This is a genomic window from Streptomyces sp. P9-2B-2, from assembly GCF_030406865.1.
Lineage (GTDB): Bacteria > Actinomycetota > Actinomycetes > Streptomycetales > Streptomycetaceae > Streptomyces > Streptomyces platensis.
Window position 1 is genome coordinate 664,733 of sequence record NZ_CP129126.1, and the last position, 15,318, is coordinate 680,050.

Genomic DNA, 15,318 nt, shown 5'->3' on the forward strand with positions numbered 1-15,318 from the left:
GCTGACAGCCCACTTCCGACAGCCGGACCGGCTCTTGCACAGCCTCCCCGTACCCGACCCAGTCATGACCTGAAAGACCGCCGATGCCCGCGGCCGTCGTCGCCGCGGGCATCGGCGCGGACCCCAGCCGGCTCCCACACGAGCCGCCGCAGATCAGCTACCCGAGGAGTGCCCATGATTTCGACGTGTCGTCAGTGGCACGAGCTGTCCTTGATCGAGCGTCAGGCACGTGCCGCACGGCACGACGGACAGCCCACATGGGATCTCTCAGAGGCCCTGTTGCGCGGTCTCCCGGCGTCGGCGGGCCGCGTCGATTTCCGCGCCGAGACCTATCCCGATCCACAAGGGGAACGGGAACTCCGGCGCCGCATCGCGGCCCGGGAGAACGCGAAATACGGCCTGTCGCTGACCGAGGACCACATCGTGGTGACGCACGGTGCGACCGAGGCCCTGTTCCTCCTCGCGCACACCTTCTTGAACCCCGGTGACCGGGTCGCCGTACAGGCCCCCAGCTTCCTCTTCTACCGGGAAATCCTCGAAAACCTCGGCGCCACGGTCGTCCCCCTCAACGCGGAGCCCGACAGCGCCCGTCCGGCACGGATGCGGTTACTGCACAGCCCGTCGAACCCCGATGGCCGCGTGCTCGCCGAGGGCACCCTGTCCCTGCACGCCGAGGCGGCGCGCGCCGATGGCTCGCTGCTCGTCCTGGACCAGGTCTACGACGAGCTGATCGTCAGCGGTACGCGTCCCCGTGAGGACCAGGCCGTGCTCGACAGCGGCCATGTGGTGAAGGTGAACTCCGTGTCGAAGGCGTTCGGTTGCCCCGGAGTCCGCATCGGCTGGATCACCACGGCACCGGCGGTCGCCGAAGTACTCACCGGTGTGGCCGAGCGCCTGCGCATGGGCCCGTCGCTGGTGGCTCAACAAGCAGCGACGGCTCTGCTGGTCCGGCCGGTGGACGGAAACCTCGAGCTGCTGGCCGAACGCCGCGCCATCGCCCTCGACGCGCTCTCCACACTCGACCTCTTCGAGGAGGCGGCACCTCCACCGGGCGGCCTGTTCCTCTGGCTGAAGCTGGCCGACCCGAACGCGAGCGCCCAGCAGTTCTGCGACCGGGCACTGGCCGAGGTGGGCGTACGGCTGATGCCCGGCCTCGGATTCTGGCAGGGAACGGACGACCGGGTACGTCTCTCGTTCGGCGCGGTTCCGGACTACCTTGACGCGGCATTCGACCGCCTCCGTCAACTGACGGTCCCCTCACGACGGTCCGCAGCCGGTCTCACCACAGCCCATGGAATCAGGTGAGTTCTCCGTTCCCGCCAGAGGCTTTCGAGCGCGCCGCACCATGACCGATATCGATCGCCGACGGCCGGCGGGCCGTCACGATACCCACCAAGATCCGAAATCACCTGGAGCCGGACGTCTCACTGATGGGTAATGACATGACGATGCCGTCGGCGACGCAGTCCCCGCCCCGGGAAGGGCTGCGCCGCAACCGTGACTTCCACATCTTCTGGATCGGCGAGACGATCTCGCTCTTCGGCGCCGAGGTCAGTCTCCTCGCTCTGCCGCTCACCGCCCTCGTCGTGCTCGGCGCCGACGCCGCCGACCTGGGCCTGCTGCGCTTCGTCGAGTACCTCCCGTTCCTCGCCCTGGCGCTGCCCTTGGGAGTGCTCGTCGACCGGAGCAGGCGTCACCCGCTGCTGGTGATCGCCAACAGCGCCCGTGCCGTGCTCGTCGGGATCATCCCGGTGCTCGCGGCACTCGGGTGGCTGTCCATGTCCTGGCTGGTGATCCTCGCCCTGGGCATCGGGACGTTCACCGTGCTGTTCGACCTGTGTCTTCCGGCCTACCTCCCGAAGTTCGTGGCCTCGGAGGACCTGCTGTCGGCCAACGGTCGGGTGTCCATGAGCCAGGCTGCGGCGGAGGTCGCGGGGCCGGGCCTGTTCGGCTTGCTCGTCCAGTGGCTCACCGCGCCCCTCTGCCTGGCACTCAACGCCGGTTCCTACCTCGTGTCAGTCCTTTCGCTGCTGCTCATCAAGCGGCCGGAGCCCGCCCCCACCCGCGTGGTCGGCACCCCCTGGCAGGACCTCTACGACGGGCTGCGCTTCCTCGTACGTTCACGCTTGATGCGGGCGGTGACCCTGGCCGGGAGCCTCTACAACCTGGCGTGGGCCATCTTCCAGACCGCGTTCCTCGTCTACATGAACAAAATTCTCGGGTTCAACGTCGGCATCGTCCTCGCGGTGGGAGCGGCCGGCGGCCTGGCCGGAGCCGCCTGCGCCCCCTGGCTCTCCCGGCGCCTCCCCGTCGGCGTCACCTACCTCGCGGCCGCCGCCGCCATCGCCGTCCCCGCCCTGCTCATCCCCGCCGTCACGGGGCAGCGCACCACCCTCGCTCTCGTCGATACCGCCCTTCTGGTCCTCATGAACGGCGGTCTCGCGGTCTTCAGCGTCCTCACCGCGACCCTGCGGCAGAGCGTCACTCCCGACGGCCTCATGGGCCGCGTCGTGGCCGGCTACCGGGCCCTGGTCTTCGGCGGCATCTCCCTCGGCGGCCTGATCACCGCCTGGCTCGGCAACCTGGCCGGCCCACGCGCCATCCTCTGGGTGGCCGGCGTGTTCTTCCTCTCCGCCCTGGCACCGGTCCTGCTCTCCCCGGTCCCCCGCCTACGGGGTTTCGGCACGGCGGACAGCCCCCTGAGCGGCACCGAATCCGCTGCAGGAGAGCGGGCAGAGGCTTCGTCGGACCACACAGAAGCAGGTAGTTGACGCATCTGCCCCAAGGAGGCGCTCGCCGCGGCCGACCGGCCAACGAGCCGGCACCTAACCGATGTCGGGCTCGGACCGCACCTCGATCCGGTCCCCCGTCCGCTCCATCTCCAGCACGACGAGCTCGTTCCGGCCCCGCCGCCACAGATGGCTCGGGGCGTAAAGGGTGACCTGCGCCCCGAGGGACCAGTACCGGCCGAGCGCGAACCCGTTGAGCCACACCATGCCCTTGTCCCAGCCCGGAAAGGCGAGGAAGCCGTCCGCGGGGGTGTCGACATGGACCCGGGCCCGATGGAACGCGGGGCCGGTCGGCACGTCTCCGCGGCCGAACTTCACAGCCGAGAGGTCGTCGAGAGGCAACCGGCGGATCTCCCAGTCGCTCAGTTCGTCCTCACCAAGGAGCACCTTGCCGCTGAGGCCCTTGGGGTCATTCAGTCCCTCCCCGAAGTTGATCCGCCCGGTGGGATCGACCAGGAGGTCGAGAGTGCCGGACGCACCGGCCACGGTGAAGTCGACGGTGTGGTCCGGCTGGTTACGGTCAAAGGTGCCGATCCGCTTGCCGTCGCCGAACACCAGCGCACGGTCGCCCAGGCCCGTGAGCCGCAGACTCTTGGTCCCCTGCGGCCCCCGCACCCGGGTGCGGTAGTGGATCAGCCCGTAGGACTGCCCGACCGCCTCCATATGAGCGGGAGCGGTACGCCGGATCGGAGTGCTCAGCGCGTCGAGGGCGTCCATCAGCGGCACCGACTCGCGGACGGCGACCCGCTGGGCCGGCATACGGCGCGGCGTGGCCGGCAGGGGCGTGCTCGGCAAAGTGCTGTACTTGGCCAGCACGTCACGCACCTGATGGAATTTCTCGGTGAGTTCGCCCGATTCGCTGATCGGGGAGTCGTAGTCGTAGCTGGTGACGGTGGGCTGGTAGTGGCTGCCGGTCAGGTTGGCACCCGCGTACCAGCCGAAGTTCGATCCGCCCACCGCCATATAGAAGTTGATCGACGCTCCGGACTCAAGGAGCTTCTGCACGTCGGCAGCGGTCTGCGCTGGATCCGTGGTGTGGTGCGGCTCTCCCCAGTGGTCGAACCAGCCATCCCAGAACTCGGTGCAGAACAGCGGCTTGTCCGGCTGGAATTTACGCAGCTCGGCAAAGGGCCCGGCCGGATCCCCGGCGAAGTTGACGGTGGAGAGGAGGTCGGGGAGGCTGCCGTTCCTGAGCATTTCCTGGCTGGCCCCGTTGGAGCAGAACAGCAGGCTGTCCACGCCCTGCGCCCGCATGGTGTCCCGCAGATGTTCCAGGTGCGCATGGTCGTCGCCATAGCTGCCGTACTCGTTCTCGACCTGCATGGCGATGATGGGCCCGCCACGTGTGGCCTGCAGATCGACGAACCGGGGCAGCAGTTCCGCGAACCAGGCGTCCACCGCCCGCTCGTAGGCGGGGTCGGAGCGGCGCAGCGGCGCGTCCTTGTCCTTGAGGAGCCAGGCCGGCAGACCGCCGAAGTCCCATTCCGCGCAGATATACGGTCCCGGTCGCACGATCACCTTGAGCCCGACTTCGTCCGCGATCCGTACGAAGGACACGACATCGCGCCATCCGGTGAAGTCGGCCTTCCCCTCGTGCGGTTGGTGGAAGTTCCAGGCCACATAGGTCTCCACCGTGTTGAGCCCCATGGCCCGCATCCGCAGCAGCCGGTCGCGCCAGTCCTTGGGATGCGTCCGGAAGTAGTGAAAGGCCCCCGAGAGGATCCGGAACGGCTCACCGTCCAGCAGGAATTCGCTCCCGCGCACGGTCAGCCCCCGCGGACTGTCGGCCTGCGCCAAGGTCGTACGGCCACCGCCCAGGGCGACACCCACGGACGCGGCCCCCACCACGGCCGCACTCACAAATCTCCGCCGGCTGAACTGCGTCATCTCTGCTCTCCTCGACTCGACCGACCGTCACGCAAGGTTCGAACATGTTCAGTGGTGCGCGGTTCTGTGCCTTGAGAGTGTCATGTAGAACAGAAACGAGCACAAGGGTTCGTGACTGAACACAGTTCAGCCAGGAGCGGGCGCTGACGTTCGCTCCGTAGCCTTCCTGGGCCCCCAGGGAAGCGCTCCGCCATGGCACGGCGGGCCGACAAAGGTGCCCGCAACCATGCCCCCTCGTACCTTCACCATCCGGCCCTCGCCTGGGTTTGCTGGTACGACATCACCCATCGACTGGATGCGCGCCCGGCGAGGCCCGCAGGAGGGGGCACCGTTGCACTCGCACGGAGATCGTCGCGCGATCGCAGACGACAGTCGTAGACGACAAGCCACAGCCCGCCCGACCACCAAGAAGGCACGCCCGACGACCGACGCCGGTGCCGGTGCCGACCCGGCAACGGTGCTGGCGCTGCAACGCACCGCCGGGAATGCCGCCGTTACGCGGCTGTTGGAAGACGGGCGACCTCGGGACGGAGCCACGGGCCAGGAAACCGTCCAGCGCGCCGTGCACGGAGGCACCCCCGGCGAGGTCGTCCAGCATGCGGAAGAGGAGGCGACCGGAGGACACGGCGGGATCAAGGACCGGGTCGGCGGGAAAATCAAGGAGAAGCCCACGAACGACGTGGAACGGGGTTTCTACGCCGATATGCGCGCGGGCAAGCACCCCGCCCTGGAGGGGGTGGTCCCGGATTCCTACAGCGCCGAGCAGGTGCAGACGATGGACGGTGAAAAGGGGAAGGGCGACGACTCGACCCACATCTACATCGACAATCTGACGCACGACATGAAGATGCCGAAGGTCCTCGACATCAAGGTGGGGGAAAGCACCGCGAGCAAACAGGAGTTGCTCACGTCGATGTCGAAGGCCGACGCCTGGAAGAAGAAGATGAAACTGAAGGTCGCCGACAAGGTGACCGGCTCCGCGGACCGCGGCTATCGAGCGGTCGGCGGCACCGGCCTCAAAGGAAAGAGCCGACGCGCCATCGGCCGCGAGTCCGAGCAGATTGTGCAGGGCATTTCCGCGGATCCCAGCGTCTACGACCTGCTGGTGGAGCAGTTGACCCAGGTCAGGACGGCCGCCGAGAACTCCGGCCTCGCCTTCATCGCGGCGAGCGTACTCATCGCGGTGGACGAGCAGCCGGCGACGGAGAGCCCGGCGGCCACGGCGAAACTCAACCTCATCGACTTCGCGCACACCTTCGGCCCGGAGCAGCTGAGCGAGGAGCAGGTGAAGAAGTACCGCACCCGTTTCGACAAGGGAATGGCGAGGCTGATCGCGGACGTAAAGGCGGCCGGCGCGGCCAAGAAGGAGGCTGGGGAGGAGGCCGACGCGTAGTGGGCCAAGGCCAACGCCCGGACGCCGCACGGCAGGAAGGCCATTCAGCCGGAACGTCGACTGACCCTGGGTCAGCGCAGGCCGGTCGCCGCCCATGCCATGAGGGCCGCGAAGTCGTCGCCCGTAAGGCCGCATCGGGGATCGACCCGATGAAGCAATGCGGGACCCTCGTGATGCAGCGGTCCATCCACATCCACCAACAGCACTGGGCGCACCAACCCCCTCCCCTCTGACCACCGCGCCATCGCGCCACCCCTTACGACAAGCTCGCCGCCCGCTTCGCAGCGACCGTGCTGGTCGCAGCCCTCAACGAACGGCTGCGACCAGCACTTTCACAGCAAGCCCTGAAGGCACTCGCTTCTAGTACGACAGGTCCTTCTGGTCCGTGATCAGGCGACCGGCGATGTGCAGGTTGCCGTCGGAGTCGAGCACCGCGATGATCTTCTTCGTGGAGCCGTGGTGGGTCGTGAAGTAGATCTTGTCCGCCTCCTGGGAGGTGGAGCAGTTCGTGTTCACCGACAGTTCGATGCTCACCGGTGAGCTGATCAGGACGTCCTTTTTGGGCGAGGTGGGATAGACCTGGTTCTGCCGCAGCTTGATACGGCCGTGGGTGTCACCCTCAGTCCAGTCCGTCGCCAGTCCGAGGTCGATGTCCGCCATGAGGCTTCCTCTCCAGTTCCGGCGGGCCGTCCCCTTCCTGCCGCGCTTCAGCCGCGTCGTTCCCTGAGTGAAGCCCGACAGGACGTGCCCGCTCGCCAGTGAAAGAACCACGTGGGTCGGGTGACCTGCGTCACCTGAGCCGATCCAGAACCTATATAACTCGGGCATCCGACGGCACCGAACTCCGTAAATATGACTGATTTCTACGAAGTTGGCGCGATAGTCCCCATCTGGCCCATCGGGCGTCCGTCGGATCAGAGGTGGGACCGGCGGCACGCTTCCTGAAGATCACCGGCTGAGAGGAGCATCACAGGGCAACGGTCCATCGGCCACGGACAGTTCGAGGAGACTTCCTGAATGCTCGAAACGTTGTGGACCGTCATCGTGCCCGCGTTGGTGCTGATGGGATGCACCTTGGTGCTGACGGAACTCGTCTGGGTGCTCGTCACTTTGCGGAGGGTGGATCCCGAGGACCGATGGCTGGACCGAGTCGCCGGGCGGTCCCGGGTACGCGTCCTCGCGGAGCGGACGTTCCACTTGGTGTTGTGGGTGCATGCCCACACCGTCGGCCCGGCGGTGCGCCGGTATGTGCGGTGGGGTGCCCGTGGGACGACGCGTCATCTGCGCTGGGCCCGGCGCGGGTTCGGTCAGGACGCGGAGCGGCTGTTTCCTCGTTCCCACGCGGTACGGACCGCGGTGTGGGACTGGTACTGCACCATGCCGCTGGCGGGCATCGCGTACGTCATCAAGGCATGCGTACTTCTCCTGGTCACGGTCAACATCGGTGCCATCGTGACCAAGCTGGTGACCGGCGTGACGCACCTGTGGGAGAAGAGCAAGCGGGCCCCCGGAGGCTCAGCCGCGAACCCTGTCGTCGAAGGCGGTGGGAGCGAGCGGTCGGACCCGCTTCTCGCGCTGATGGCGGCGCTGCGCAGGGTGGGCGCGGCGATCGCGGACAAGGTGGGTCACCATCTGTCGGCGCTCACCGACCCCTTGGGCAGGCCCATGGAGGCGATCATTGCGGCCGCCGCCCTCGTTCTGCTCGCGATGATGCTGTTGGCGTCGCGCGTCGCCTGGCTCGCGCTCCGGCAGATAGCGAGACCTTCCTACCAGGATCACGGTCCGCATTACGCCGAGCCCCGCACCCGCTTCACATGGGCCCGGAGGCTGCTGAGTCTGCGGGTGGGGACGAACCGGGAGAACCGGCCGGTAGTGGTGTTGGTGAACTGTCTGGCCAGGGTGGGGGCCGCCCAGTCGTATCACCGCTGGTCACTCCGCATCCGTAGTCCGCTGACGGCGCCGCGGGTACAACTGGCGGACGCGGAACGGGTGGTGTGGTCGGCGTGGCGGACCCGGCACACGGCGATCCGCGGTGTGCTGCGCGCCCAGCACAAAGAGCACGCGGCAGAGGTGGTGGGGGCGTTGCGCATGATGGAGACCCGGCAGGACACAGACGCCGACCGAGGGCAGGCATTCGAGGACATGGCGCGGATGCTGGCGAAGATCGCCGAGCGATACGCGCAGGGCCGCACCCTTGCGCTGTTGGACCCCGAAGACCTCACCGGCGCCTCCCGGGCGGTCAATCGCGAGTGGATACGCATGGTCATCCTCGGCGTCGCCGTCATCGGGTCGGCAGTCGGAGCCTCCGCACTTGGCGTATCGGATGCCGCGCTCGCCCAGGTCGTCGGCATCGTCAGCCTCATCATGGTCGGTCTGCTGTACGGGTCCCGGCTCACGCCCACCGACCTCCTCGACGTGGTCCGTGGGCAGAGCCGTAAGTAAGCGGGAGGTCGGGCTACGGGCCGGGGGGGGGCGGGTCAGGCCGGTGGGAAGCTTTGTCCCGTCCGCGGGCGGACGAACAGACTCCGCGCCCCCCTAATAAACCGGCAGCGCCAGCAGTGTCGACCGGTTGAGGACGAACAGACGGTTGGCGGCCGCGGCGAGGGAGCGGGACTGGCCGCCGGTGAGGGCGTAGGTCTGGGGGCGGCCCTCTCCGCCACGCGGGAGGCCGCTCACGCCGGTGTCACCGCTCTCCACTATCCAGACGCTGTTTCCCTGGACGACCGGTGGCTGCCAGGGCGGGACGACGCCGGCGACCATCATCGGGTCGGCGGCCTGGCTGCCGTTGGCGTGCAGGGAATGCAGTGCGTCGCAGTCCAGCGCGTGGATCACTCCGCCGGCCACGGTGGGCGGGCCCCACCCGCCGGTGCCCCGTGTGGGCGGTCGCAACGGGTTCTGGGCCCATAGTTCGTGGCCGTCGGTGGCCTTCACCGCCGCCAGGCTGTTGCCGCCGAGGTAGACGGTTCCGCCGTCGATGGCGGGCCGTAGTGGTCCCGCGGCCTGCCCCTTGCGGATCCATGCGCGGGAGCCGTCGTCGGCACGGACCGCGGCCACGTCCCCCGTCTCCGTGCAGAGCACCAGGTGGCCTGCGCCGAGGGCCGCGGCGGGGTGGCCGCCCGACAGCGTCAGCGGTGGCCGCCGGGTCCAGCGCACCTTGCCGTCCGTCCCCACGCAGCGCAGGCGGCCGTCGGAGGTCAGCAGGTAGACGGCGTGCGCGTCGGCGGCCAGCAAGGCGCCGACCTCCGCGTCCACCGTCCAGCGGGGGGAGCCGGTGGCGGCCACCCAGGTGCGCAGGGTCCCCTCGGCGTCGGCGGCGGCCACCAGCCGGTCGCCGATCGACAGGTATCCGGCCTCCGCTTTCGCCTCGTCGGCCCGCCACCGCTCCCGGCCGTCGGTGACCCGGCGGGCCGCAATGCCGCCGCCGGAGGCCGCGTACACCACCACGTCGCGCACCGGCAGCGGGGCCGGTGACGCGGCGTCGGCGACGTCCTGGATGGGGCTCCACAGCGGTTCCGGGGAGCCTTCGGCGGAGCCGAGCGGTGCGGCCCGCACCTTTGCGGCCGGGGGGATGTCGAAGGGGTCGGACGGGGCGTCAGCAGGGGTGAGCCACCAGGCGGTGCCGCCGCCCGCCGCGGCCAGGAGCGCTCCACCGCCGGCGGCCGCGACCAGCAGCCGCCGCCGGGTGAGGCGGGGTGCCCCGCCCACCGCGCCGCCGTCGGGGGCGGCCGAGGGGCCGGGCGGACGGGCTGTCAGACGGCGGGCGGTCGCTTCCCGTTGCCGGATCTCCTGCCCCAACGGGCCGGATTTCCATAGCCGTTCGGGCTGCCGCGGGGCCGCCGCGGCGTCGGCGACCTGGGTGGGCTGCGGGCGGGCCTTCGGGTCCTTGGCGAAGCAGGGCGTGATGAGGTAGCGCAAGGCCTCCGGAACGGCGGAGAGGTCGGGGCTGCCGTGTACGACCTCGTACAGGACGGCGGTGACCTCGGCGCCGGTGTACGGCGGACGGCCGCTCGCGGCGTAGGCGAGGACCGCGCCGAGGGAGAAGACGTCGGCCGCCGGTCCGACGCGCTGCCCGAGGACCTGTTCCGGTGCGCCGTAGCCCGGTGTGACCGGGATCTGTCCCGTACGGGTGAGGGTCAGGCCGTGCTCGGGGCGGGCGATGCCGAAGTCGATGAGTCGGGGGCCGCGCGAGGTGAGGACGACGTTGGGCGGCTTCACGTCCCGGTGGACGAGCCCCGTGGCGTGCACATCCTGGAGCGTACGGGCCAGGGACCGCGCCAGCTCCCGTACGGCGGCGTCGTCGAGCGGCCCGAAGCGCGCGACGGCGTCGTCCAGCGTCGGGCCGGCCAGGAACTCCGTGGCGATCCACGGCCTGCCGCTCTCCAGTTCGGCGGCCAGGACGCGCGCCACGCCCTCACTGGTCACCGCCTGCGCGGTCCGCGCCTCCCGGAGGAAGCGCTCGGCCAGGTGCCCGTCATGGGCGAGTTCCGGCAGCAGGACCTTCACGGCGGCGGGGCTTCCGGTGGCGTCCGCTCCGAAGTAGACCTTGCCCATGCCGCCCTCTCCGAGGACGCCGTGCAGGCGGTAGGGGCCCAGGCGCAGCGGATCTCCCTGGCCGAGGGGTTTCACAGTCGGTCGTCTCCTGGATCGTGGAGTGGAAGGGCGGGTCGGTTCTGGGCCGGGCCGGCCGTCAGGCGAGCGGGAGGGCGATGGTCCGCTGTTCCTGGCGGACGTACAGCCGGCCGCCCTTGGGGTCGGCGGTCAGGACCATCGGGTTGGTCTCGTACGTCCAGACGGCTTGATGGGTGCGCAGGTCGATGGCGCGCAGGCCCTTGTCATCGGCGCAGTAGGCATACCGCTTGCCGACCGCCGGGGCCACGTCCCGCTTGTTCTTCCTTCCGGACAGCCCCTTCTCCTGCCAGTTCAGCGTGCCGGAGGCGGCGTCGACGGCGATCAGTCCGCGATCCGCCTCGGTGCAGTAGACGACGCCGTCGTGGACGGTGGGCGCGCCGTAGCGCCGTTCCTCGCCCGCGCTGTCACCGACGTCGCGGCCGGTCCCGAAGAGCCACGCCAGCTCGCCGTCGGACAGCCGGCGGGCGGTGAGGTGCTCGGCGCCTATGTAGAGGTTCCGGTCGTCGAGGACCAACTGGGGCGGCACGGTGCCCGCGAACGTCTCGGAGAGCCTCCACAGTTCGCGGCCGTGCCGCGTGTCGTGCACGGAGAGGCGGATGAACTTCGAGCCGAACCCCGGGCTCCCGCACAGCACCACCCGGGAGCCCACCACGGCGCCGCCCAGCGCGGGCGGAGTGCCCACGGTCTGTGGGCCTTCCACCGGGCTGCGCCAGCGCTCCTTGCCCGAGTCCAGGTCGGCCGCGACCAGGTACCAGCGTCTGCCGGAGGCAGCCCGGGCCACCAGGTAGGCGGTTCCGTCGGCCACACACAGCAGCTGGTTGTACTGCTCCTTGCCGGTGAACGCGGAGAGTTCCACCAGGGGTTTGCCCAGTTCGCCGTTGCTCTGCGAGACCTCGCACACCGCCAGGGCCGCGCCCGCCTCCTTGTACCCCCGCAGGGCGTAGATACGGCTGCCTTCGGTGACCGAGCGCCAGGGGTCGGAGACGTTCGCCTGCCAGGTCGACTCGCCCGATTCGGCGTTGATGCCGCACAGCACGATCCCCGCGCGCATGGCCAGGTTGCGGCCCACCCGCATCACCTCGCCCCCGGAGTCGGGGCAGCGCAGACCGGCGCTCCACAGCGGTGTCGGCGGCTTCGGCCGGTCGACGGCGTCCTTCTTCGTGGCGCCGCCACCTTCGCCGGAGCCCGCGAGCAGGGCCCAGCCCCCGCCGCCGAGGAGCCCGCCGCCCAGGAGGGCGCCCCCGGCCACGGACAGCAGCCGCCGCCGCGAGAGGCCCGGCGCGGGGGCGGCCCCGGCCGGCGGCACCTCGGCGGGCGCCGGCGGCGGCAAGCGGTGCGGTGGCTCGCGCCACACCTCGTCGCTGCGCCGGGAGATCTCCCGCAGCACCGCGTCGGGCAGCAGCTCCGCGAAGCCGCCGCGGTCGGCCGGGGCGAGCCCGTTGGAGCCCAGCGCGGTACGCAGCTCAGTGGTGGACGGCCGGTGCGCGGGGTCCTTGGCCAGGCAGCGGACGAGCAGGGGGCGCAGCGTCTCGGGCACCCCGCCCAGGTCCGGCTCGCCGAACCGGACGCGGTACAGCAGGTCGGTGGGCGCCCCGCCGCCGAACGGACCGCGACCGGTGGCGGCGAAGACCAGCACCCCGGCCAGCGCGAACACATCGCCCGCCACCGCGTGTTCCTGGCCCCCCGCCTGCTCGGGCGACATGAACGCCGGTGTTCCCACGGCACCGCCCACGCTCGTCAGATGCTCGTCGCCGAAGGCCCGGGCGATACCGAAGTCGATGATCCGCGGGCCTTGCGCGGTCACCAGGACGTTGGACGGTTTCAGGTCGCGGTGGACCACCTCCGACCGGTGCAGCTGCTCCAGCCCGGCGGCGAGTGCCGCGCCGAGGGCACGCACGGCCGCCTCCGGCAGCGGCCCGCCCGCTTCGACGGCCGTGTCCAGCGGCGGGCCGAGGACGTACTCCGTCGCCAGCCACGGGGTCGGTGCCTGCGGATCGGCGTCGACGACCACCGCCCCGTGCGCGGAGCCGATGACGCGTGCCGCGTCCGCCTCCAGCCGGAAGCGGGTCCGCAGGGTGGTGTCCGCGGCGAGACGGGTGTGCAGCGTCTTCACCGCGACCGTGCGGCCGCCCGCCGAACGGGCCAGGTAGACGGTGCCCATACCGCCGCCGCCGAGGCGGGCGAGGATCCGGAACGGCCCGACGGCGTGCGGGTCGTCGTGCAGAAGTGGGGAGATCATGGCCTCAGCGCTCTTGGGTGGGGAGTGCGGTGGCCAGGACCTCCGCCGACTGACGGGACAACGCCTCGACGATCCGGCCGGGCAGCGACACCGGCTCCGTGGCACCGGCCAGCGCGCCGTACGCCGCGCCCGGCAGCAACTCCGCCAATACTCTCGCCGGTTCGGGCCGGTCCTCCGGGGCGCGCGAGCGGCACGCCGTGACGATGTCCCGCAGCCCGGCCGGGATCTCCTGCCGCTCGGGCACGGTGTGCCCGGTCGCCGCGTAGGCCAGTACGGCACCGAGGGCGTAGATGTCCGCGGCCCGGTCCGCCGCGCCACCCGCCGCGAGTTCGGGAGCGAGGCAGCCGGTCTCCAGCCCGGTCGCCTGCGCGGGGGAAGCCACTGCCACCGGATGCGCACGGGTCGCCCCGAAGCAGCCCAGCAGCGGCCCGCAGGCGGTCAGCAGCACGCCCGCCGGGCAGATACCGCCGTGCACGAGGCCCAGGACGTGGGCCGAGGCCAGAGCTTCGGCGAGCGTGCCGCCGAGCATACGGACCAGCGGTTCGGGCAGCGGTCCGCCGTACGCGGCCAGGGCGGCGGGCAGCGGCAGCACAGGCCGGTAGGGCGAGGCGTACCAGGGGAAGGCCGGCGTCCCCCCGAGCTGCGTCACCGGCCAGAACCCCGGCTGGGTCAGCCGGGCCGCCTGCTGCATCTCATCCGCCCACCGCGCCGGGTCACCGCCGGCCGGCGGCAGGCACACCAGGACGGTGTGCCCGCCGTCGACGCTGCGGGCCAGATATCGACGCTCGGGAACGCCCCGACTCCCCTCGGCGTCAAGACGCGCCAACGCCACAAAATCCCCGATCCGCGCAGGATCGTCCTGCCGCAGCCTCTCCACTCGGCTTCTCCCCCGTCAGGCTCGTTAGGGACGTGAGCCTATATACGGCGGGGAGGCGGGTCGGCAGGGGGGCGGCGTGCGGGACGCCGGGTGCCGTGGAGGGGGCACCGGGGTCGGGAGTCCGGCCCCGTGTGGTGGGACCGGCCCGCCACTCCTACCTCTCCTGCGTCTCCTACGTCGACTTCCGATAGGCCCGGAACGCCCGGGTGGCAAGGAAGCCCATGACAAGGACCGCCGCCGCGAGCAGCCCCAGTCGCGCCCAGACCATGCTCCAGTCGGCGTGTACGAGCATCGCCTGCCGCGCCGCCGCGACCGCCCATTCCACGGGGTTGCACGCGGCGACCCGCCCCACCCAGCTCGGAGCCAGGTGCAGGTCCATCACGGCAGAGCTCAGGAACATCAGCGGCAGCGTGGTGAACTGGGAGATCGCGATCAGCGTGGCCTGCTGGCGGGTCAGCAGCGCGACGGCATTGGACAGCGCCGAAAAGATCAGCGCCGGCAGCACCGCTGCCAGGACCGTGACACCGATCCCGACGACGCCACCCGGGAAGCGGGCGCCGGCGATCAGCGCGATGACCAGGAAGGTGGGCATCCGCCGCAGCGTCCGCAGCAGACAAGAGGTTGTCCTGCGGTCCGGGCGTGCCAAATGGGGCCTGCCGACAGGGTTTCGGCAGGCCCCGGGCTCGGTGCTCAGCAGTTGGTGCCGAGGACCTCACCGCCGTTCGGCCAGAGGCCGGTGGTCTGGTAGCAGTGGTTCTTGTCGGCGCTGAGGTCGTACAGGTACTCCTTGGCGCCACCGTTGCCCATGGCGAAGGTCACGGTCGCCGTGGCACCCGTTGCCTCTTCGGGGAAGTACGCCTTCCACGTCTGTCCGACCGGCTTGGACGTGTGGCAGTAGTTCTTGCTCTCGATGCCGTCCGGGCCCTTCCACTGGTAGCAGGTGTCGACCAGGAAGCCCGAATTGTTCGAGAACTGAATGTAGTTGCCGGAGCTGGCGGAGGCGGTGGGTGCCGCGGCGACCGTACCCATGAGGGTCAGGCAGGCCATGGCAGCAATCGTCATCGACTTCTTGACAGCGCGCACGCTGGAATTCCTTTCCTTGTCCCTTACTCGTCTCCGAGAAGGGTCAGCAGCTCTTCTCGTTGATGGACGGGCCCCACGTGTAACCGCTCAGCTCGTAGCAGTGGTTACTCTTCAAGTCGGTGATCTGCGGTGCTTCGAGATCGCCGATCTGCTGACCGTGGACAAGCACCGTGACCTCGACGCCGGTGGCATCGGCGGGAATGTCCACGCCCCAGTCCTGGCCGATGGCCTTGTTGTCGTCGCAGCTGTCCGGAGTCGCCGAACCCTGCCACTTGTAACAGGTCTTGGCGAGGAACCAGCCCTTGTTGGAGAACCCGATGTGACCCGAGTCCTGGGCAGCGGCAGGCGACGCCGTTACGGCCGTGCCACCGAGGGCGAGCAGCAGCGTGGCGACACCGTAGGCCATGGATCGCTTTGTCTT

The 15,318-nt window shown here is 70.1% G+C and carries 12 protein-coding genes; 4 read left to right on the forward strand and 8 right to left on the reverse strand.

All coding sequences use genetic code 11. From position 1 onward, the window contains the following. The first annotated feature begins 174 nt into the window (after nt 1-174). Complete coding sequence (locus tag QT196_RS02985) at nt 175-1,305, forward strand: pyridoxal phosphate-dependent aminotransferase (RefSeq protein WP_168477288.1); 1,131 nt, start codon at nt 175-177, stop codon at nt 1,303-1,305. 137 nt (nt 1,306-1,442) lie between these two features. Then, nucleotides 1,443-2,771: an MFS transporter gene (locus tag QT196_RS02990; protein ID WP_168477290.1), complete on the forward strand. Its 1,329-nt coding sequence runs from the start codon at nt 1,443-1,445 to the stop codon at nt 2,769-2,771. A gap of 54 nt (nt 2,772-2,825) precedes the next feature. On the opposite strand, the gene QT196_RS02995 is transcribed toward QT196_RS02990, so the two are convergent. Further along, nucleotides 2,826-4,676, reverse strand: coding sequence for a beta-galactosidase family protein (locus QT196_RS02995; RefSeq protein ID WP_290354283.1), 1,851 nt, complete (start codon nt 4,674-4,676; stop codon nt 2,826-2,828). A gap of 562 nt (nt 4,677-5,238) precedes the next feature. Here QT196_RS02995 and QT196_RS03000 point away from each other — a divergent pair. Then, nucleotides 5,239-6,069: an inositol polyphosphate kinase family protein gene (locus QT196_RS03000; RefSeq protein ID WP_290354284.1), complete on the forward strand. Its 831-nt coding sequence runs from the start codon at nt 5,239-5,241 to the stop codon at nt 6,067-6,069. 360 nt (nt 6,070-6,429) lie between these two features. On the opposite strand, the gene QT196_RS03005 is transcribed toward QT196_RS03000, so the two are convergent. Then, the gene (locus QT196_RS03005) at nt 6,430-6,729 is read right to left on the reverse strand and encodes a DUF6342 family protein (protein ID WP_085923051.1); all 300 of its coding nucleotides are present in this window, start codon (nt 6,727-6,729) and stop codon (nt 6,430-6,432) included. Nucleotides 6,730-7,086: 357 nt separating this feature from the next. Between QT196_RS03005 and QT196_RS03010 the strand changes: the two genes are divergently transcribed. Continuing rightward, nucleotides 7,087-8,511, forward strand: a complete 1,425-nt coding sequence (locus QT196_RS03010; protein WP_168477295.1) for a hypothetical protein — start codon at nt 7,087-7,089, stop codon at nt 8,509-8,511. 93 nt (nt 8,512-8,604) lie between these two features. Here QT196_RS03010 and QT196_RS03015 read toward each other — a convergent pair whose 3' ends face one another. The 6 genes from QT196_RS03015 to QT196_RS03040 all read right to left on the reverse strand — a co-directional run bounded on the left by QT196_RS03015 (nt 8,605) and on the right by QT196_RS03040 (nt 15,303). Then, a complete protein-coding gene (locus QT196_RS03015) occupies nt 8,605-10,695 on the reverse strand; it encodes a serine/threonine-protein kinase (RefSeq protein WP_266735147.1) in 2,091 nt (696 codons plus the stop codon). Between the two features lie 61 nt (nt 10,696-10,756). Next, the gene (locus QT196_RS03020) at nt 10,757-12,937 is read right to left on the reverse strand and encodes a protein kinase (RefSeq protein WP_266735145.1); all 2,181 of its coding nucleotides are present in this window, start codon (nt 12,935-12,937) and stop codon (nt 10,757-10,759) included. 4 nt (nt 12,938-12,941) lie between these two features. Further along, complete coding sequence (locus QT196_RS03025; RefSeq protein WP_248001563.1) at nt 12,942-13,769, reverse strand: serine/threonine protein kinase; 828 nt, start codon at nt 13,767-13,769, stop codon at nt 12,942-12,944. Nucleotides 13,770-13,986: 217 nt separating this feature from the next. Continuing rightward, on the reverse strand, nt 13,987-14,406 hold the full coding sequence (locus QT196_RS03030; protein WP_266735143.1) for an ABC transporter permease: 420 nt from the start codon (nt 14,404-14,406) through the stop codon (nt 13,987-13,989). Between the two features lie 98 nt (nt 14,407-14,504). Beyond that, complete coding sequence (locus tag QT196_RS03035) at nt 14,505-14,897, reverse strand: hypothetical protein (protein ID WP_168477301.1); 393 nt, start codon at nt 14,895-14,897, stop codon at nt 14,505-14,507. A gap of 43 nt (nt 14,898-14,940) precedes the next feature. After that, nucleotides 14,941-15,303, reverse strand: a complete 363-nt coding sequence (locus QT196_RS03040) for a hypothetical protein (RefSeq protein WP_168477303.1) — start codon at nt 15,301-15,303, stop codon at nt 14,941-14,943. Nucleotides 15,304-15,318 lie beyond the last annotated feature (15 nt).